Annotated in this window: 17 protein-coding genes; 9 read left to right on the forward strand and 8 right to left on the reverse strand. The window is 72.6% G+C overall.

The window, feature by feature from the left end; genetic code table 11:
- Window positions 1-852 carry an ABC transporter permease gene (locus ACZ7OU_RS17135; RefSeq protein WP_470255719.1) on the reverse strand — a complete coding sequence of 284 codons (852 nt, stop codon included), beginning with the start codon at window positions 850-852 and terminating at the stop codon, window positions 1-3.
- Entirely contained in the window at window positions 849-1,775 is a 927-nt protein-coding gene (locus ACZ7OU_RS17140) for an ABC transporter ATP-binding protein (RefSeq protein WP_470255720.1), read from the reverse strand. The genes ACZ7OU_RS17135 and ACZ7OU_RS17140 overlap by 4 nt, the downstream gene beginning before the upstream one ends.
- A 108-nt stretch (window positions 1,776-1,883) precedes the next feature.
- On the opposite strand from ACZ7OU_RS17140, the gene ACZ7OU_RS17145 reads away from it, so the two are divergent.
- Genes ACZ7OU_RS17145 through ACZ7OU_RS17165 form a run of 5 tightly spaced genes read left to right on the forward strand, consistent with a single transcriptional unit; the run spans window position 1,884 to window position 6,078 of the window.
- Window positions 1,884-2,198 carry a DUF6191 domain-containing protein gene (locus tag ACZ7OU_RS17145; protein ID WP_470240991.1) on the forward strand — a complete coding sequence of 105 codons (315 nt, stop codon included), beginning with the start codon at window positions 1,884-1,886 and terminating at the stop codon, window positions 2,196-2,198.
- Window positions 2,199-2,202: 4 nt separating this feature from the next.
- Window positions 2,203-3,267 (forward strand): precorrin-3B synthase, encoded by a 1,065-nt coding sequence (locus tag ACZ7OU_RS17150; protein WP_470255721.1) that lies wholly within the window; start codon window positions 2,203-2,205, stop codon window positions 3,265-3,267.
- Complete coding sequence (locus ACZ7OU_RS17155; protein ID WP_470255722.1) at window positions 3,264-3,887, forward strand: precorrin-8X methylmutase; 624 nt, start codon at window positions 3,264-3,266, stop codon at window positions 3,885-3,887. Before ACZ7OU_RS17150 ends, ACZ7OU_RS17155 begins: the two co-directional genes overlap by 4 nt.
- Window positions 3,884-5,374 (forward strand): precorrin-2 C(20)-methyltransferase, encoded by a 1,491-nt coding sequence (locus ACZ7OU_RS17160; protein WP_470255723.1) that lies wholly within the window; start codon window positions 3,884-3,886, stop codon window positions 5,372-5,374. Before ACZ7OU_RS17155 ends, ACZ7OU_RS17160 begins: the two co-directional genes overlap by 4 nt.
- The gene (locus ACZ7OU_RS17165; RefSeq protein WP_470255724.1) at window positions 5,353-6,078 is read left to right on the forward strand and encodes a GNAT family N-acetyltransferase; all 726 of its coding nucleotides are present in this window, start codon (window positions 5,353-5,355) and stop codon (window positions 6,076-6,078) included. The genes ACZ7OU_RS17160 and ACZ7OU_RS17165 overlap by 22 nt, the downstream gene beginning before the upstream one ends.
- Here ACZ7OU_RS17165 and ACZ7OU_RS17170 read toward each other — a convergent pair.
- The 6 genes from ACZ7OU_RS17170 to cbiE are packed head-to-tail and all read right to left on the reverse strand — an operon-like array spanning window position 6,075 to window position 13,506.
- Window positions 6,075-9,167: an arabinosyltransferase domain-containing protein gene (locus ACZ7OU_RS17170; protein WP_470255725.1), complete on the reverse strand. Its 3,093-nt coding sequence runs from the start codon at window positions 9,165-9,167 to the stop codon at window positions 6,075-6,077. The genes ACZ7OU_RS17165 and ACZ7OU_RS17170 overlap by 4 nt on opposite strands.
- 18 nt (window positions 9,168-9,185) lie before the next feature.
- Window positions 9,186-9,845 (reverse strand): 5,6-dimethylbenzimidazole synthase, encoded by a 660-nt coding sequence (gene bluB, locus ACZ7OU_RS17175; protein WP_470255726.1) that lies wholly within the window; start codon window positions 9,843-9,845, stop codon window positions 9,186-9,188.
- Window positions 9,842-10,561 (reverse strand): cobalt-precorrin-6A reductase, encoded by a 720-nt coding sequence (locus ACZ7OU_RS17180; protein WP_470255950.1) that lies wholly within the window; start codon window positions 10,559-10,561, stop codon window positions 9,842-9,844. Before ACZ7OU_RS17180 ends, bluB begins: the two co-directional genes overlap by 4 nt.
- Window positions 10,558-11,571: a Gfo/Idh/MocA family protein gene (locus ACZ7OU_RS17185; protein ID WP_470255728.1), complete on the reverse strand. Its 1,014-nt coding sequence runs from the start codon at window positions 11,569-11,571 to the stop codon at window positions 10,558-10,560. The genes ACZ7OU_RS17180 and ACZ7OU_RS17185 overlap by 4 nt, the downstream gene beginning before the upstream one ends.
- Window positions 11,568-12,329 carry a precorrin-4 C(11)-methyltransferase gene (cobM, locus tag ACZ7OU_RS17190; RefSeq protein ID WP_470255729.1) on the reverse strand — a complete coding sequence of 254 codons (762 nt, stop codon included), beginning with the start codon at window positions 12,327-12,329 and terminating at the stop codon, window positions 11,568-11,570. Before cobM ends, ACZ7OU_RS17185 begins: the two co-directional genes overlap by 4 nt.
- Before the next feature lie 49 nt (window positions 12,330-12,378).
- Window positions 12,379-13,506, reverse strand: coding sequence for a precorrin-6y C5,15-methyltransferase (decarboxylating) subunit CbiE (cbiE, locus tag ACZ7OU_RS17195; RefSeq protein ID WP_470255951.1), 1,128 nt, complete (start codon window positions 13,504-13,506; stop codon window positions 12,379-12,381).
- A 173-nt stretch (window positions 13,507-13,679) separates the two neighbouring features.
- Between cbiE and ACZ7OU_RS17200 the strand changes: the two genes are divergently transcribed.
- From ACZ7OU_RS17200 to cobC, 4 genes are read left to right on the forward strand one after another with little or no spacing between them, the layout of a single operon-like run.
- Complete coding sequence (locus ACZ7OU_RS17200; protein WP_470255730.1) at window positions 13,680-15,635, forward strand: putative cobaltochelatase; 1,956 nt, start codon at window positions 13,680-13,682, stop codon at window positions 15,633-15,635.
- On the forward strand, window positions 15,635-16,249 hold the full coding sequence (cobO, locus tag ACZ7OU_RS17205) for a cob(I)yrinic acid a,c-diamide adenosyltransferase (RefSeq protein WP_470255731.1): 615 nt from the start codon (window positions 15,635-15,637) through the stop codon (window positions 16,247-16,249). Before ACZ7OU_RS17200 ends, cobO begins: the two co-directional genes overlap by 1 nt.
- The gene (locus ACZ7OU_RS17210; protein ID WP_470255732.1) at window positions 16,243-17,574 is read left to right on the forward strand and encodes a cobyrinate a,c-diamide synthase; all 1,332 of its coding nucleotides are present in this window, start codon (window positions 16,243-16,245) and stop codon (window positions 17,572-17,574) included. The genes cobO and ACZ7OU_RS17210 overlap by 7 nt, the downstream gene beginning before the upstream one ends.
- A complete protein-coding gene (cobC, locus tag ACZ7OU_RS17215; protein WP_470255733.1) occupies window positions 17,567-18,583 on the forward strand; it encodes an Rv2231c family pyridoxal phosphate-dependent protein CobC in 1,017 nt (338 codons plus the stop codon). Before ACZ7OU_RS17210 ends, cobC begins: the two co-directional genes overlap by 8 nt.
- Window positions 18,584-18,659 lie beyond the last annotated feature (76 nt).

The following is an 18,659-nucleotide window of genomic DNA, read 5'->3' on the forward strand; positions in this document are numbered from 1 at the left end:
TCACCCCACACGCTGCATGGCCTTCTCCCGGCGCTCGGACAGCGACGAACCGGACTCGCGCCGCGCCATGCGGCGCAGCAGGACCGGGGCCAGGGCCAATCCGATCACGGACCACGCGAGCAGCACCGCGAGGGTCGGCAGCGGCCGCCACGCCTGCCCGATCTCGACGACCACCGCGCTGTCGGGCAGCAGTGCCGAACGCATCCCGAGGCCCAGCCAGTACATCGGGAACGCCTGCGCGATGCCCTGCACCCAGCTCGGCAGCGCCGTGATCGGGTAGAAGATCCCCGAGATCGCGCCCAGGCCCATGATCGGCAGCGTGATCAGCGCGATCGAGCGCGGGCTGTTGGTGAGCGACCCCAGCGCGGCCCCGAGCGGCAGCGTCGCGACCAGTCCGAGCGCCAGCACCCACAGCAGGTGCACGTACGACCAGACGCCGTCCGGAGCCAGGGAGTCGAACAGGAACAGGCACGGGACCAGCACCAGCAGGATCCCGGTGACCTGCGCCATCGCCACCGACGTCGTCTTCCCGACCAGGTAGCCGAGCATGCCGTTCGGCGTCGCTTTCGCGCGCAGCAGCGTGCCGTCCTCGCGGTCGATGGCGAGGTAGCCCGCCGTGCTGTTCAAGCCGTTGAACACGATCCCGGCGCCGAGCACGCCGGGCACGGTCGCCGCGCCGAGCGAGAAGCCGGTGCCGGGCAGGGTCGCGTTCCGCATGAAGAACAGCGTGCCGAGGAAGAGCGCGACGAAGACGAACTGGCCGATGACGTCGTCGCGGTTGGTCCACGTCTGCTTGAACTCGATCCAGCCGCGGTCCACCCCGGCCCGCAGGGCGGCGGTCCTGGCGTTCATCGCACACCCGCTTCCTGGAGGCCGAGCTCGGTTTCGCCGTCGGCTTCCGCCCGGTGGACGAGCGTCATGTAGGTGTCCTCGAGCGACGCTCGCCGCACTTCGAGGTCCGAGACGGCTTCGCCGTGCTGCTTGAACAGGTCGTACACGTACTTCGTCGCTTCGGTCGTCGAGTGGACGAAGCGCTGGCCGTCGAGGGTCCAGCGGACCTCGGCCTCGCCGGCGATCTGCCGGGACAGCGCGTCGGCCGAACCGTCGGCGATGATGCGCCCGCCGTTGAGGATGAGGATCCGGTCGGCCAGCTTCTCGGCCTCGTCGAGGTCGTGCGTGGTGAGCAGGATCGTGGTGTCGAGCTCGTCGGAGAGCCGGTGCACCAGGTCGTGGAACTCGCGCCGGGCCTCCGGGTCGAAGCCCGCGGTCGGCTCGTCGAGGAACAGCAGCTCGGGCCGCCCGACGATGCCGATCGCGACGTCGAGGCGCCGCCGCTGGCCGCCGGAGAGGTTCTTGATCTTCTTCTGCGCGTGCTCGGTGAGCCCGACGGCCGTGATCAGCTCGTCGGCGTCCCACGGCCGGGAGTGCGACGCCGTCGAGTACGGCGCGTAGTACCGGCCGAGGTGCGCGAGCAGTTCGCGCACGCGCCACTTCCCGTGGTCGCGCCAGGACTGGAGCACGACCCCCAGGCGGGCCCGCCAGTCCTCGCCGCCGTGCGCCGGGTCGACGCCCAGCACGTCGACCTCGCCGGCCGACCGCATCCGGAAGCCTTCGAGGATCTCGATCGTCGTCGTCTTGCCCGCGCCGTTCGGCCCGAGCAGGCACACGACCTCGCCCCGGTGGGCCTCGAACTCGACGCCGTGGAGCACGTCGTTCGCGCCGTAGCGCATCCGCAGCCCGCGCACGCGGATCACGGGGACAGCAGGATCTCTCATCGTCAAACCCCCATCGGACTGATGTGATGGAATGTAGCACACCTACTACATTCGATCAGACTTCTGCTGCGCCGGGAACTTGACCCGCGGTCATCCGGTTCGCCGGGCATGGGTACTTGGCTGGGGCTGGCTCTGCCGGGCGGCGTCGTGATCCTGCTGGTCATGGCCGCGATCGAGCTGCGGCCGCGCAAGAACGGCTCGCGCTTCAAGGCCCGGCTGTCCGCGACCTACATCGAGGAGACGACCGCGTTCCTCTACGGCACCAAGCGGCGTGAGCTGGAACACCGGGAAACGATGTCGATGCTCGTCGAGCAGGACGCCGAAGGCGCGCCACCCTGGCGTGACGTGGACCTGGACCGCGGAATCGCGAAAATCCGGCCCCGATCGGACCCGCCGGAGCCGGAAAACCGCCAGCTACAGTGACCCCATGCCGACCCCAGCACGTGCGCGAGCCGACGCGTGCCCGGGTGTTTTCGCACCCCACGACGCCGCCGACGGCCCGTTGGCGCGGGTCCGGCTGCCCGGCGGTGCGGTTTCCGCGGCGCAGCTGCGCGCGCTGGCCGACTGCGCCGAGGCGTGCGGCGACGGCGACCTCCACCTCACCTCGCGCGGCAACGTCCAGCTGCGCGGCGTCACCCGGCCCGGCCTCGCGTCGCGGCTGACCGACGCCGGCCTCCTGCCTTCGCCGTCCCACGAGCGGGTCCGGAACGTGCTGGCGACGCCGTTGAGCGGGCTTCACGGTGGCCTCGCCGACGTCCGGGGGCTGGCCGCGTCGCTCGATGCCGTGCTGTGTTCGACGCCGGAGCTGGCCTCGCTGCCCGGCCGGTTCCTCTTCGCCTTCGACGACGGCCGCGGTGACGTCGCCGAGGAAGGCGCCGACGTCTGCTGGCGCGCGCTCGACGCGGACGAAGGAACTCTGCTGCTCGCCGGGGGCGATACCGGACGTCGGGTGCGTCTCGCCGACGCCGTTTCCGCGCTGATCGAGGTCGCGCTGGAGTTCGGCCGGGTGCGCGGATCCGCCTGGCGCGTCGCCGAACTCGACGACCCCGCCTGGCGGGGGACGCCGGTGGCGCGGGGTGACGTCTCGGTGCCCGTCGGGATGATCGCCGGGGGCGCGGCGGGGGTCGTGCCGCGTTTCGGGCAGCTGACCGCCGAGCAGGCCCGCGCCCTGGCGGAGTTCGGTCCCGCGCTGGTCACGCCGTGGAAGTCGCTCGTCCTGCCGGACGTGCCCGCCGACGTCTTCGAGCGGCTGGGCTTCGGCGGCGTGCCGCTCGGCACGAGCGCGTGCGTCGGGCGTCCCGGCTGTGCGAAGTCGCGCGCCGACGTGCGGGCCGACGCCGTCTTCCGGCCGGGCCTGCGCGCGCACTTTTCGGGCTGTGAACGGCGGTGCGGGAAGCCGTCGCAGTCCCATGTGGACGTCGTCGCCGAAGCGGGCGGCTATCGCATCGACGGCCGCTGGGTGCCGCTCGAAGAGCTGAAAGGGAAGCTGTGATCGACTACCTGCGGGACGGTGCCGAGATCTACCGGCACTCGTTCGCCACGATCCGCGAGGAGGCGGACCTGGCGATCCTGCCCGACGACGTGGCGGGCCTGGCGGTCCGGATGATCCACGCCTGCGGCATGGTCGATCTGGTCGACGACCTGCGTTACACGCTCGACGTCGTCGAGTCCGGCCGCGCCGCGCTCGAAGCGGGCGCGCCGATCCTGTGTGACGCGCAGATGATCGCGAGCGGCGTCACGCGGCGTCGGCTGCCCGCGGGCAACGAAGTCGTCTGCACGCTGTCCGACCCTTCGGTGCCGGGGCTCGCCGAGCGGATGGGCACGACGCGCTCGGCGGCGGCCCTGGAACTGTGGCGCGACAAGCTGCCCGGCTCGGTCGTCGCGATCGGCAACGCGCCGACCGCGCTGTTCCGGCTGCTGGAGATCCTCGACGAAGGCGTCGGCGCGCCCGCGGCGATCATCGGCGTGCCGGTCGGGTTCGTCGGGGCGGTCGAGTCCAAAGTGGAGCTCGCCAAGCAGGCGCCGGCACCTTATCTCGTGGTGCACGGCCGTCGTGGCGGCAGCGCGATGGCCGTCGCCGCGATCAACGCCCTCGCGAGCGCCGAAGAATGACCGGGACGCTCTACGGCGTCGGGCTCGGCCCCGGCGACCCGGAACTGATGACGGTCAAGGCGGCGCGGCTGATCTCCGAAGCTTCGGTGATCGCCTACCACTGCGCGCGGCACGGGCGCAGCATCGCGCGGTCGGTCGCCGAGCCGTACCTGCGCGAGGGGCAGGTCGAGGAGAAGCTCGTCTACCCGGTCACGACCGAGACGACCGACCACCCCGGCGGCTACGAAGGCGCGATCGCGGACTTCTACGAGCTGAGCGCGAAGCGGCTCGCCGAGCACCTCGACGCGGGGCGCGACGTCGTCCTCCTCTGCGAAGGCGACCCGTTCTTCTACGGCTCGTACATGTACATGCACGAACGGCTTTCCGGGCGGTTCGACGCGGTCGTCGTGCCCGGCGTGACGTCGGTGAGCGCGGCGTCGTCGGTGCTCGGCCGGCCGCTGGTCCAGCGCGACGAGGTCCTGACGGTGCTGCCGGGCACGCTCCCGGCGCCCGAACTGGCCCGGCGGCTCGCCGACACCGACGCGGCGGCGGTGCTGAAACTGGGCCGCACGTTCGGTTCGGTGCGGGAGGCCTTCGAAGAGGCCGGAAAGCTGGACGACGCCGTCTTCATCGAACGCGCGACGTGGGGTCAGCAGCGGATCGAGCCCCTCGCTTCAGTTGATCCTTCGACGGTGCCTTACTTTTCGCTGGCGTTGCTGCCTTCGCCGGCTTATGCCTCGCGCGTTTCGCCTGCGCCCGCTCCTGCCCCGGTTGCCGAGGGTGCGGGCGAGGTCGTCGTGGTCGGGCTCGGCCCGGCCGGTCCGGAGTGGCTGACGCCCGAGGCCGCGGCGGAGCTTTCGGCCGCCGAGCACGTCGTCGGGTACGGGCCGTATGTCGCGCGCGTGCCGCAGAAGGCGGGCCAGCAGCGGCACGCGTCGGGCAACCGCGTCGAGGCAGACCGGGCTCGGGAGGCGTTGTCGCTGGCCGTTTCGGGCGCGCGGGTCGCGGTCGTCTCCTCGGGTGACCCGGGGGTGTTCGCGATGGCCTCGGCGGTGCTGGAGCAGGTGTCGTCGGGGCACGGCGCGGGCGTCCGGGTGCGGATCGTCCCGGGCGTGACGGCGGCGCAGGCGGCGGCGTCCCGCGTCGGCGCGCCGCTCGGGCACGACTACTGCGTGCTGTCGCTGTCCGATCGGCTCAAGCCGTGGGAGATCATCGAGAAGCGCCTCGACGCGGCGGGCGCGGCGGATCTGGTGCTGGCGCTGTACAACCCGGCGTCGCGCTCCCGGACGACTCAGCTGGCTTCCGCCCGGGACGTGCTGCTCCGCCACCGCGCGCCGTCGACGCCGGTGGTCGTCGCCCGGGACGTCGGCGGCCCGGAGGAGGACATCCGCGTCACGACGCTGGGTGACCTCGATCCGTCCACAGTGGACATGCGCTGCCTGCTGATCGTGGGGTCGTCGAAGACCCGCGCCGAGAACGGCGTGGTGTGGACTCCGCGCAGCTACTGACGGCCGAGCACGCGTTGCACCGCAGGGCGGCGTCGGCGGGCGAGGCGGCGTCGGCGGCGGGAGTGCCGGGCCGGTTCCGCGCGTGGGAGCACGCGGGGTTGCTGGCGGTACTGGCGACCGACCCCGCGCTCGCGTACCTGTCGACGGTGACCGGGGTGACGCCGGAGACGCTGCCCGAGGTGGCCGGGTTGCTGGGTTCGCCCGGCTGGGACGAGGTCGCCCCGACCGTCGTGGCCCCGGCCGGGTTGCCGGTGCCGGGACTGGTGCCGGCGGGGGAGCGGTTCCTGGCCGTCCGCCGGTTGGAGCCCGCGCCGGCCTCGCCTGCGGACGTCGCGGACGCGCAGGTGTTCCAGCGTGTTCTGCTGGCCGGGTTCGAGGTGAGCGGACCGGTGGCGGAGTACATGGCCGCGGAGCACCGGCTCCCGACCATGCGGCGCTTCCTGCTGCGGGAAGGGGAGACGCCGATCGCGGCCGCGGGCATGACGATCGACGCGGGTGTCGCGATCCTGGGGGCGGCGTCGACGTTGCCCGAGTTCCGCGGCCGGGGAGCGCAACCGGAGTTGCTGCGCCGCCGCCTCGAAGCGGCGGCGGCCGAGGGCTGCACGCTGGCGGTGGCGACGGCCCGCCCCGGCTCACCGAGCGTGGCGAACCTGGAGCGAGCCGGCTTCCGCCTCCACCGCCGGACGGCGTGGACGAAGCCCTAGCGCGTCGGGTCCTTGCCGTTGGGCTGGCTGGGTCCCGGGCCCGGGGACCACCAGCCCGGCACGGTCTTCTCCCCGTGCACCACCGTCGGCGCGATGCCCTCCGTGAACGGCTCGATCTGCAGCAGCTGGCCCCACGACTGGCTCGGCTGCCCGATCAGGTAGCTCGGGACCTCGGGTTCCTCGGCCAGCTCCTCCAGCCAGCCGATCGGCCCGCCGTTGGTCGACGACGCCCACTCCGCCTCGTCCGCCAGGCCGCCCGCCGTGATGCGGTACTCCGGGACCTGCGAGATGCCGTCGTGGGACGTCACCGGCTGGACGCACGGGTACACGAACGACGCCGGCCAGTCGACGTACACCGGCTTCGAACCGATCTTGTCCGTCAGCGTCGTGAACGTCGGGACGCGCGGGGCCGATGCCGCGATCCAGCCGTCCTCCGTCAGGTCGTTGTCGACGATGTTGATGCGGACCGCGTTCGTCTCCGGGGGCAGGTCGCGCAGGTTGATGCGGGTGTCGTTCCAGCCGCCCGTGCCCGAGCCCGGCGGGAGCATGAACTGGCTGCGCAGCACCTTCACGCCCTCCGGGGTGTTGACGCCGTAGTCGAGGCTCACCGACGTCGGGCGGCGGGCCTCGCCGGCCGTCGCCACCACGATCTGGCCGTCTGCCGGCTTCTCCGTCAGCGCGTACCAGTCGCTGCGCAGGCGGCCCGCGCGCGTCTCCTGGTCGAGGTAGCTCGACCACATCGGCACGGTCTCCGGGGTGAACCCGTGCGGCGGCTCGGCCAGCGGGTCCTTGTCGTCGACCGCGCGGGTGTGGAAGCCGGTCTGGACGCGGCCGTTGTCCTGGTCGGGGTTCGGCAGCGGGGAGTTGGGCTCCTTGGGCTTCTCCGCGACCGTCCGCTGCTCGGTCTGCGGGTGCAGGATGCTCGTCGCCGCGTCGCGCTCCACCATGACGTGGTCGGACAGGTTGCAGCTCTTGCCGAACAGGTGCCCGACGTTCGCCGCGCCGAGGCTGTAGCTGCCGGCCTGGTTGTGGATCGCCCACGCCATCGTGGCGAACTCGCCCGCCGCCACCAGGCCGCAGACCACCACCAGCGACAGCGACCCGAGCCGCAGCGCGCGCAGCCTGCCCTCCTGTGGCTGGGCCGGCAGCCCCGGCCGGTGCGCGCGGACGTTCTCGACGAACGCGTAGATCCCGGCGACGGCCGCGGCCACCAGCAGGATCGTGGACAGGCCGATGCCGCCGATCGACGGCGCCACGTTCGTCCACTGGACGCCGAGGCGCGAGACGAACCAGTACGTGTTCGGGCCGGTCGCGGCCAGCGCGCCGACGACCAGCAGCCCGGCCAGGAAGGCGGCGCGGTTGCGTTTCGACCGCAGCACGGTCGAACTCGTCGCGAGCGCCGTCAACGCCGCCATCGACGCCCCGACCGCGGCGAACGCGCCGAAGTGGTGCGTCCACTTCGTCGGCGTCAGGGCCAGCAGCAGGAAGAACAGCGCCGTCGTCCCGATCAGGCGGCGCGCAGGGCCGAGCGACGCGCCCTGGATGCGGCCGCGGCGCAGCAGCATCACCAGGCAGGTGGCGGTGCACAGCACGACCAGGAGCACCGGGAACCGGCGTGGCGCCGAGCCGTCCGGCAGGTCGGCGAACAACAGCTGGTACCGCGCGAGCTCCTGGAACCACGACAGGTTCGGGCCCACCTGGGTCCGGATCCGGGTGGCCTCCTGGACCGTCGCGAACGTCTGGTCGGCGAACACGACGACGAGCACCAGCAGCCCCGCCGCGGCGATCGGCGCGAGCACCGGAAGCCAGCCGGACTCGGTGGCGCGCTGGCGGATCAGCTTGAACAGCGGCCGCGCGGCGACCAGGAACGGTGCCACCGCGATCAGCCCGGTCGGCGTCGCGGCGAGGGTGAACCCGGCCGCGGTCAGGCCGAGGCACAGCGGCAGCAGCCGCCGCGTCACCAGGGTGCGTTCGACGGCGCAGATCGCCAGCAGCGACCCGAGCGCGGCGACGGGTTCGGGCCGGACGCCGTTGTTGTAGGGCATCCACCAGACCAGGAACACCGTCGCCGCGGCCCAGCTGGCCGGGCGGCTGGTGCGGACCTGGGCGCCCAGGCGCGGCATGACCTCGCGGCTGATCAGCAGCCAGCTCAGGACGCCGAGCAGGAACGACGGCAGCCGGATCCACGGCGGCACCACGCTGACGTGCGCCATCAGCTCGAACACGTGGTAGAACCAGCCGAACGGCGCCTCGGCGACCCCGAACCAGCGGTGGTAGTTCGTGAGGAAGCCGGTCTGCTCGGTGACCCGGGCCATCGTCAGGATGTAACCGTCGTCCGAGGTCACCGGCCCGATGAAGACCCACGCGCCGAGCGCGACGATCACCGTGGCGTCCCGCAGCGTCAGCCGCCACCAGCCGACCGGCGCCCAGCGCGGCGCGCGTCTCGCGGAGCCGGAGTCGCGGCGCCAGACCGCGATCATGCAGCCGATCAGCGACAGCACGGCGAGCACGCCGACGATGATCTTCAGCGCGGTCGGCGACGTCTGGTAGCGCGTGTCCGGCACGACCGAGACGTGCAGGCCGGCGATCGGGTCCTTGCTCGAGTTGAGGGAGGAGTAGATGCCGACCACGCGGGGCCGGACGTCGCCGTTCGCGTGGAACACCGGCGTCCCGGCCACGGCGAGGGTCATCTGCCTCGCGTCGACGTCCAGCTCGACGTCGCACTTCTCGGCGGGCAGCGGCTGCTGGGCGATCTGCTGGCCCTGGCTGGAGGCGAGCAGCACGCCGTTGTCGACGCGCAGCTGCAGGCCGACGCCCTTGCCGGACTTCGGGTCGGTGCGGCCGTCCGGCACAGTGGCGAAGAGCAGGCCCGGGCCGCTGGTGCGGGCGTCGATCGAGCGGATGGCCGCGCACGGCAGCTCGGCGCGCAGGTCCTGGGCCCAGTACCCGGTCAAGGGCGCGTTGACGGAGCGGGTGTCGCTGCCGGTCGGCCAGACGACCTCCGCCGTGTCCTGCACCACCGGCAGGAAGGGGAAAGCCAGCGCGCACAAGGCCGAGAGCAGCCCCAGCGCTACGGCAATCAGACGCATCGGCGCAACGCTAACGGGTCAGACGTCGGCGGCTGACGCAACCCCCGGATCACGCGGGGTGAAGCGCCCGTGGTGCAGGGCCTCGGTCAGGGGACGGCGGCTGCGCCAGCCGTGGCGTTCCAGGTCGGGCACGGTTTCCAGCTTGCTCACCGGCCCGACGCAGAGCCACGCGACCGGCCGGACGCCGTCCGGGACGCCCAGCAGTTCGCCCAGGAACGGCTCCCGGTAGAAGCTGACCCAGCCGACGCCGAGGCCTTCGGCGGTGGCGGCGAGCCAGAGGTTCTGGATCGCGAGGCACACCGAGTAGAGGCCGGCGTCGGCGATGGCGTGCCGGCCGAGGACGTCGGGCGCGCCACGCGCCGGGTCGTAGGTGACGACGATGCCGAGGCTCGACTCGAGAATGCCCTCGATCTTGATGTTCGCGAAGGTGCTCGCGCGGTCTTCGGTGAGCTGCTCCGCGAAGACCTCTCGCTCCTCGTGGACGTGCTTCGCGAACGTCTCGCGCGTCGCGTGGTCGTCGACCAGCACGAAGTCCCAGGGCTGGGTGAGCCCGACGCTCGGCGCGGCGTGCGCGGCCTCGAGGATCCTGAGCAGGGTGGCGTCGGGGATCGGCTCGCTGGTGAACTCGCCGCGGACGTCCCGGCGCTTGCGCAGGACTTCGTAGAACTCTTCGATCATCGGTTCAGGACCCATTCGACGGCTTCGGCCACGGTTGCGGCGGTCTCCGTCTCCGGTCGCGGCGGTCGCCGGACCAGGAGGACGGGTTTGCCCAGTTCGCGCGCCGCCGTCAGCTTCGCGCTGGTCTGCGTGCCGCCGGAGTCCTTGGTGACCAGGACGTCTGTGCGGTGGAGCAGTGCGCGTTCGGCGGCGACTTCGTACGGCCCGCGCGCGAGGATCAGCTCGTGCCGGCGGGGCAGCGGCGGCTCGGGCGGGTCGACGCAGCGGATCAGGAACCACAGGTCGTCGAGGTGCGCGAAGGCCGGGAGGCCCTGGCGGCCGCTGGTGAGGAAGACGCGGTTTCCCAGTTCGGGGAGCTTCTTCGCGGCTTCTTCGAGCGTGTCTGCCCAGTGCCAGACGTCGTTTTCGCCCGGAGTCCAGCCCGGCCGGGCCAGCCGCAGCAGGGGAGTCCGTGTGGTTTCCGCCGCTTTCGCCGCGTTCGCGCCGATGCGCTCGGCGAAGGGGTGCGTCGCGTCCACGACGGCCTTCACGTCGTTCTCGCGCAGCCAGGCCGCGAGACCATCCGGGCCGCCGAAGCCGCCTACGCGTACTTCGCCGACCGGGAGCCGCGGCCTCGCTACGCGTCCCGCGAGCGAAGACACAACGCGCACTTCGCTTCTTACGAGCTCTTCGGCGAGCTTTCGTGCTTCGCCGGTGCCGCCGAGGATGAGGATCACGGCTTGCCGTACCCGACGGCTTCGCGCCACCGGTCCAGGGTGCGCATGTTGGCCAGCGTCTCGGCCCAGGTCAGCTCGGGGGCCTGCCGGTCGCCGACGTGCGCGGCGACGTGGTCCGCTTCGCGCGCGAAGACGCCCTGGGTCGCTTCGACCTCGATGACCTCCGGCTCGCCGTCGGCCGGCGTCAGGACGATCCGGGAGACGCCCGGCTTGCGCAGCGGGTGGATCCACGCGGGCTGCGGCACGTACAGCTGGCCTCGCGTGCCGAACACGCGGATGCCGTCCTCGCGGGTGAGGCGGATGCCGCAGGAGATCGTCGCGAGGATGTCGCCGGGCAGCCGGAGCAGGCCGGTCGCGTACTCGTCGACGCCTTGCGGGGACAGTTTCGCCATCCCGCTGACCTCGGTCGGCTCGACGACGTCCTGCCCGGTCGCGGCCTGGGCGACCAGTCGCGCCAGCGACGTGCAGTAGCAGCCGACGTCGAGGATCCCGCCGCCGCCGAGCGCCGGGTCGGACAGGCGGGCGGTCTCCTCCGGGTTGCTGTCGAAGGAGAACGTCGTGTCGACCGCACGGACCTCGCCGATCGCGCCGCTCGCGATCAGCTCGACCAGCCGCCGGGTCTGCGGGTGCAGGCGGTACATGAACGCCTCCATGAGGAAGACGTCGTTGGTGCGAGCCGCGTCGATGACCTCTTCGGCGTCGGCGGCGGTGAGCGTCAGCGGTTTCTCGCACAGCACGTGCTTGCCCGCTTCGGCCGCGGCGATGGCCCATTCCTTGTGCAGCGCGTGCGGCGTCGCGACGTACACGGCGTCGATGTCCGGGTCCGCGAGGAGGTCTTCGTAGCTGCCGTAGGCCTTGGGGATCTCGAAGCGGGTGGCGAAGTCGCGGGCGCGGTCGCCGTTGCGTGCGGCGACCGCGGCGAGCGTGCCGTGCTTGCTTTCGTCGACGCCCGCGGCGAAGTGGGCGGCGATGGTCCCGGCGGCCAGCAGGCCCCAACGCAGTTCTGTCACAACGACTCCGGTTGGTCGGCCCGGTCGCGGGCACTGGAATAGAGGAAGCTGTCCGGGAAGCCCGCGGCGGCGAGCACCCGGCCGACGAAGATGGTGGCAGCGCGGGTCATCCCCGCTTCGCGGACCCTCTGGGGGAGCTCGCCGAGCACCCCGCGCACGATGGTCTCCCCGGGCTGGGTCGCCAGCGCGACGACGGCGATGGGGCAGTCGGCGCCGTAGTGGGGAGTGAGCTCCTCGGTGACGCGTTCGACGTGGTTGATCGCCAGGTGCAGCGCGAGCGTCGCCTCGGTGGCGGCGAAGGCGGCGAGGGTTTCCTTGGGCGGCATCTTGGTGGAGCGCGCCTGGACGCGGGTGATCACCAGGCTTTGCCCGACTTCGGGCACGGTGAGTTCGCGTTTCAGCGCGGCGGCCGAAGCGGCGAAGGCGGGTACGCCGGGTACGACGTCGTAAGGGACGTTCTTCGCGTCGAGCCGCCGGGCCTGCTCGGCGACGGCGCTGTAGAGCGACGGGTCACCGGAGCACAGCCGGACCACTTCGTGCCCGTTTTCGTGCACTTCGACGAGCTTCCCGACGATTTCTTCGAGGCTGAGGTTCGCGGTGTCGATCAGCGTGGCCTCGGGCGGGCAGTACGCGAGCAGGTCGGGCGGGGTCATGCTGCCCGGGTAGAGGCAGACATCGCAGCGGGCGAGCAGGTCCCGCCCCCGCACGGTGATGAGGTCGGCGGCCCCCGGCCCGGCCCCGACGAAGTGCACGGTCATCGACGGCCACCACCGGTCGCGCGGTCACGGACACTGGGCGAACGTGCGGTCATCGGCTGCTCCACTGCGTCACGGTGCGGGCGGGGGTCCACCCGGTGAAGCCCCCGAGCGGTGCCGCGCGTTCGACGGCGATCCGCAGCAGCTCACCACCTCGCTCGGCGTACACGTCACCGAGGATCCGCTCGGCCTCCAGCGTCACCCCGTGCGCCACCAGCCGCGCGCCCGTGGACAGGCACGTGTCCAGCAGGCCCGGGGTCGTCAGGCCGCCGCCGATGAAGATCGCGTCCGGCGCCGGGAGCGCGCTCAACGACTCCGGGGCCGGGCCCGTCACCACCTCCAGCTCCGGCACGCCCAAGTCGAGCGCGTTCCGGCCGATCCGCTCGGCGCGGTCCGGGTCCTGCTCGATCGCGATGGCGCGGTTCAGCTCGTGCAGCCGCGACCATTCGATCCCGACGCTGCCCGCGCCCGCGCCGACGTCCCACAACAGCTCGCCGGGGCACGGCGCGAGCCGCGCCAGCGCCGACACCCGCAGGTCGCGCTTCGTCAGCTGACCGTCGTGGGAGTACACGTCGTCCGGGATGCCGATCAGCGGCAGCGCCGGCCCCTCGCACGTCAGCGCGAACACCGTCAGCGGACCGGGGTCGCCGGCCCAGCCGTCGGTGATGCGCTCCTCCGGCCCGCCGAGGTTCTCCAGCGCGAACAGCTCGCTCTCGCCGTACCCGCGCACGGTCAGCAGGGAGCGCAACGCCGCCGCGTCGGCACCCAGCACCAGCACCCGCCGCCCCGGCGCCAGCACCCGGGCGACGCGGGCCGGCGACCGGCCGACGAGCGACACCACCTCGGTCTCCTCGGCGGACCAGCCGAGCCGCGCCCGGGCCAGCGTCACCGACGAGACCGCGGGCAGCGCCGCGACCTCGTACCCATGGGCCACCAAGGTGGTGCCGATCCCCGACAAGAACGGATCACCGCTGGCCAGGACGCAGATGCGCTCGCCTTCGTGCTCGGCGATGAGCGCGTCCAAGCCCGGCAGCAGCGGCGACGGCCACGGCTCGCCCGGGACGTCGCCGGGCAGGTACGCCAGCTGCCGCGGCGCGCCCAGCACGACGTCGGCGCCGAGCACCAGGGCCTGGGCCTGCTCGGACAGGCCCGGCCACCCGTCGGCCCCGATCCCGACCACGGTCAGCCGTGCCCGGCGTTCCCGGGGCTCCCACCCCTCGGGAACGCCGTCGCCCTGGCGGGCGGCCGCGGGTCCAGTCGCAGGTCGGAGTGATTCTTCGCGCACGATTTCCCACCCTAAGCGAGCCGGGCGCTGTGCGATGATCGGCCGGTCGCCGAGCTGGAGGAGTGCTGTTGAAGCCGTACCCGTTCACCGCCGTCGTCGGGATGCCGGACCTGCGCCTCGCGCTCGTCCTCTCCTCGATTTCGCCCGCCGTCGGCGGGGTGCTGGTGCGCGGTGAGAAGGGCACGGCGAAGTCGACCATGGTCCGCGCGCTCGCCGGCCTGCTGCCGAGCGTGGACGTCGTCGACGGCTGCCGGTTCTCCTGCGATCCCGCGGCGCCCGACCCGGTCTGCCCGGACGGCCCGCACGACGCGGCCACGAGCCACCGGCGGCCGGCGAAGCTGGTCGAGCTGCCGGTCGGCGCGGCCGAGGACCGCGTCGTCGGCTCGCTGAACCTGGAACGCGCGCTGGGCGAAGGCGTCACGGACTACCAGCCCGGACTCCTGGCCGCCGCGCACCGCGGGCTGCTCTACGTCGACGAGGTCAACCTGCTCCACGACCACCTCGTCGACACCCTGCTCGACGCCGCCGCGATGGGTCGCGCGACCGTCGAGCGCGAGGGCGTCTCGGTGTCGCACGCCGCGCGGTTCGTGCTGATCGGCACCATGAACCCCGAGGAAGGCGAGCTGCGGCCGCAGCTGCTGGACCGGTTCGGGCTGACCGTCGAGGTCGCCTCCAGCCGCGACCCGGAGCAGCGCGTCGAGGTCGTCCGGCGCCGGCTCGCCTACGAAGCCGATCCGGACGGTTTCGCCCAGCGGTACGCCGGCGATGACGCCCACCTGGCCGAGGAGATCGAGTCGGCGCAGAAGCTTTTGCCGGCCGTGAAACTCCCCGACGACGCCCTGCGCCAGATCGCCGAGATCTGCGCGTCCTTCGAGGTCGACGGCATGCGCGCGGACATCGTCACCGCGCGCGCCGCCGTCGCGCACGCGGCCTGGGCCGGCCGCGACGAGGTGACCACCGACGACGTCCGCGTCGCCGCGCGGCTCGCGCTGCCGCACCGCCGCCGCCGCAACCCGTTCGACGCCCCCGGCATCTCGGAAGAGCAGCTGGAGCAGGCACTTCAGGACGCCGAGTCGTCACAGCAGCCGGGCCCGGAGGACGACGGTCCCGGCTCGGGCTCGGCGCCGGACGAAGCTCCCCAGGACGTCCCGCAAGGAGACGCGCCGCAGGGCGAGCCGCAGCAGAAGCAGAACGGCGGGCAGCAGAAGACCGTCGGTGCCGGCGAGACGTTCAAGGCCCGCGTGTTCCGCGTCAAGGGCACCGGCGAAGGCGAGCGAGGACGTCGTTCGCGCGCGATCACCGACAGCGGCCGCACCATCGGCGTCCAGCCGCCGAGTGTCCGGGACGGGCGACCGCACCTGGTCGCGACCGTGAAAGCCGCGGCGCCGCACCAGAAAGCCCGCGGCCGCGACGGCGCCGGGCTGAAGCTGCGCCGCCAGGACCTCCGCTTCGCGCTGCGCGAAGGCCGCGAAGGCAACCTTGTGCTGTTCTGCGTCGACGCGTCCGGCTCGATGGGCGCGAAGGCGCGGATGCGCGAGGTCAAGTCCGCGGTCCTGTCCCTGCTGCTCGACGCGTATCAGCGCCGCGACAAGGTCGGGCTCGTCACCTTCCGCGGCAGCGAAGCCGAACTCGCGCTGCCGCCGACCATCAGCGTCGACGCCGCCGCGTCCCGCCTCGAAGGCCTGCCGACCGGCGGCCGGACGCCCCTCGCGGAAGGCCTCCTGGAAGCCGCGCGCGTGCTGCGCGTCGAGGAGATCCGCGACCCGCGGCGCCGCCCGCTGCTGGTCGTCGTCACCGACGGCCGCGCCACCAGCGGGCCCGACGCCGTCGCGCGCGCCCAGGCCGCGGCCGGGCTGCTCACCGGCGTCACCACCATCGTCATGGACTGCGAGAGCGGCAAGATGCGGCTCGGCCTGGCCGCCGACCTGGCCGTCCACCTCGGTGCCGAGCACGTGCCCCTGGCCGACGTCGCCGCCGAGTCGCTGGCCGACGCCGTCCGCGCCCGGACCGGGAAGGCCGCCTGATGCCGCAGGGAAAGCCGGACGTCGTCCCGGCCGACGGGCTGACCACGCGCCAGCGTCGCAACCGGCCGCTGCTCGCCGTGCACACCGGCGAGATGAAGGGCAAGTCGACCGCGGCGTTCGGGATGGCGCTGCGTGCCTGGAACCAGGGCTGGTCGATCGGCGTGTTCCAGTTCGTCAAGTCGGCGAAGTGGCGCGTCGGCGAGGAAGCCGCGTTCCGCGCGCTGGGCAAGCTGCACGACGACACCGGCGAGGGCGGGCCGGTCGAGTGGCACAAGATGGGCGAGGGCTGGAGCTGGGCGCGCAAGGCCGGCACCGACGAGGACCACGCGACGAACGCGCGTGAAGGCTGGGCGGAGATCAAGCGCCGGCTCGCCGCCGAAACCCACGACTTCTACGTCCTCGACGAGTTCTCCTACCTGCTCAAGTGGGGCTGGCTCGAAGTCGACGACGTCGTGTCCACTTTGGTCTCGCGACCCGGGCACCAGCACGTCGTCATCACCGGCCGGTACGCGCCGCCGGAGCTCGTCGAGGCCGCCGACCTCGTCGCCGAGATGACCAAGGTCAAGCACCCGATGGACGCCGGCCAGAAGGGCCAGCGGGGGATCGAGTGGTAGCGCGCGTGGTCGTCGCCGCGCCCGGTTCGGGGCACGGCAAGACCACCATCGCCGCCGGGCTGATGGCGGCGCTGCGCGAGGCCGGGCACCGCGTCTCCGGGCACAAGGTCGGCCCCGACTTCATCGACCCGAGCTACCACGCGCTGGCGACCGGACGCCCCGCGCGCAACCTGGACCCGTTCCTGCAGGGCGAAGATCAGCTGATTCCCTTGCTGCGCCACGGTTCTCGTGACGCCGACATCGCCGTCATCGAAGGCGTGATGGGCTTGTTCGACGGCGCGCTGGGCACCGAGGGCTACGCCTCGACCGCGCACGTCGCCCGGCTCCTGGACGCGCCGGTGGTGCTGGTGGTGGACGCGTCGGCGGCGTCGCGCAGTGTCGCGGCGACCGTGCTCGGGTTCGCTTCCTACGACACGCGGGTGCGGCTGGCCGGGGTCATCCTCAACAAGCTCGGCTCGCAGCGGCACCGCGACGAGATCGCGTCCGCGCTGGAGGCCACCGGCGTCCCGCTGCTGGGAGCGTTGTACCGCAACGAAGAGATCCACGCGCCGAGCCGGCACCTCGGGCTCGTCCCGGCGGCCGAACGAGCCGTCGACGCGCAGCGCGTGCTGCCGTCGCTGGCCGCGTGGGTGCGGGAGGGTGTCGACCTGGAAGCGATCGTCCGGATCGCGTCCGGGGCTTCGCGGCTTTCTGCTCCGGCGTGGTCACCGTCCGGTGTGGACGGTCCGCGCGTGACGGTCGCGGCGGCGGGCGGGCCGGCGTTCACCTTCCGCTACACCGAGAACATCGAGCTGCTGGCCGCCTGCGGTGTCGACGTGGTCGACGTCGACCCGTTGCGTGACCAGGCGTTGCCCGATGGGTGTGCCGGGCTGTATTTCGGCGGCGGATTCCCCGAAGTGCACGCGGCGGAACTTTCGGCGAACAGGGCGTTGCGACTCGAAGTGGCTTCGGCGATTTCCCGCGGCATGCCGGTGAGCGCGGAATGCGCTGGTCTGTTGTACCTGTGCCAGTCGCTGGACGGCCTGCCGATGGTCGGCGCGGTGCCCGCGGACGCGAAGATGACCGCCCGCGGCAAGCTCGGCTACCGGCGCGCGGTCGCCGTCGAGGACAACGTCCTGGCCACGGCCGGGCAGCGCGTCACCGGGCACGAGTTCCACCGCACCGAGGTCACGCCGTCGCACGGCGCATCGGCGGCCTGGGGCTGGGACCGGCAGCTGGACGGCTTCGCGTCGCCGACGCTGCACGCGTCCTACCTGCACGTCCACTGGGCCGGATATCCCGAACTGGCCCAGCGGTTCGCGGCGCGGGTCCGGGCCTATGCCTGACTACGACCTGCACCACCACGGCGACCGCGAGGTCGGGCCGGGGCTGGTCGACCTCGCCGTGAACGTCCGGCTGCCCCGGCCGCCCGCGTGGCTGCGGCAGGAGCTGGCGTCCGCTTTGGACTCCCTGGCGGCCTATCCGTCCACCGTGGAGGCTTCGCGGGCGGTCGCTTCACGGCATGGCCGTGCTGTGGAAGAAGTGCTGGTCACGGCGGGTGCGGCGGAGGCGTTCACGCTGCTGGCGTCGGCGCTGCGGCCCCGGCGTGCGGTGGTCGTGCATCCGCAGTTCACCGAGCCGGAAGCGGCTTTGCGGGCCGCCGGTCACGCCGTCTCACGGGTCGTATTGTCCGAAGAGGACGGTTTCGTGCTGGACCCGGCGTTGGTCCCGGACGACGCCGACCTGGTGTTCGTGGGTAATCCGACGAACCCGACGTCGGTGCTGCACCCCGCTTCCGCATTGCTGGCGTTGACGCGGCCCGGGCGGCTGCTGGTGGTGGACGAGGCGTTCCTGGACGCGGTCCCCGGCGAAAGCGAAAGTTTGGCGGCCGGTGTCCCGGGCGTCGTCGTGCTGCGCAGCCTGACGAAGACGTGGGGCCTGGCCGGGCTGCGGGCGGGGTACGTGCTCGCACCGGCGGACGTCATCGAACGGCTGCGCGCGGTGCAGGTGCCGTGGTCGGTGTCCACTTTGGCCGGAGTGGCGACGGTGGCGTGCTGCCGACCGTCCGCGGTGGAGGAAGCGGAGAAGCTGGCGATCGCGGCGGAGTCGGACCGCGAGTACCTGGTGTCCGGCCTGGCGGCCGCGGGCGTCCCGGTACTGGGCGACCCGCGCGGCCCGTTCGTGCTGGTCCGAGTCGCCGACGGCGCGTCCGTGCGGGCGCGGCTGCGGAAGGCGGGCTACGCGGTCCGGCGAGGAGACACGTTCCCCGGTCTCGGCCCGGACCACCTCCGCTTGGCGGTCCGCGACCGCGAGACGACCGACGCGTTCCTGGCGGCTCTGCGCAAAGTTTCGTAAACACCGACAGGGGGCTGTCGCCAACACCGCCGAGAGTGGGTATCGCCGCCGGGAAACGCCCGGCGCGGCAGTGGAA

The organism is Amycolatopsis sp. NPDC114505 (assembly GCF_055633615.1).

Bases quoted from the DNA above. Each gene is read 5' to 3' on its own strand.
- ACZ7OU_RS17150 (WP_470255721.1), top strand. From the start codon at position 2,203: ATGCCGACCCCAGCACGTGCGCGAGCCGACGCGTGCCCGGGTGTTTTC.
- ACZ7OU_RS17135 (WP_470255719.1), bottom strand. From the start codon at position 852: ATGAACGCCAGGACCGCCGCCCTGCGGGCCGGGGTGGACCGCGGCTGG.
- cobC (WP_470255733.1), top strand. From the start codon at position 17,567: ATGCCTGACTACGACCTGCACCACCACGGCGACCGCGAGGTCGGGCCG.
- ACZ7OU_RS17140 (WP_470255720.1), bottom strand. From the start codon at position 1,775: ATGAGAGATCCTGCTGTCCCCGTGATCCGCGTGCGCGGGCTGCGGATG.
- ACZ7OU_RS17160 (WP_470255723.1), top strand. From the start codon at position 3,884: ATGACCGGGACGCTCTACGGCGTCGGGCTCGGCCCCGGCGACCCGGAA.
- cobM (WP_470255729.1), bottom strand. From the start codon at position 12,329: ATGACCGTGCACTTCGTCGGGGCCGGGCCGGGGGCCGCCGACCTCATC.
- bluB (WP_470255726.1), bottom strand. From the start codon at position 9,845: ATGATCGAAGAGTTCTACGAAGTCCTGCGCAAGCGCCGGGACGTCCGC.
- ACZ7OU_RS17170 (WP_470255725.1), bottom strand. From the start codon at position 9,167: ATGCGTCTGATTGCCGTAGCGCTGGGGCTGCTCTCGGCCTTGTGCGCG.
- cobO (WP_470255731.1), top strand. From the start codon at position 15,635: ATGCCGCAGGGAAAGCCGGACGTCGTCCCGGCCGACGGGCTGACCACG.
- ACZ7OU_RS17145 (WP_470240991.1), top strand. From the start codon at position 1,884: ATGGGTACTTGGCTGGGGCTGGCTCTGCCGGGCGGCGTCGTGATCCTG.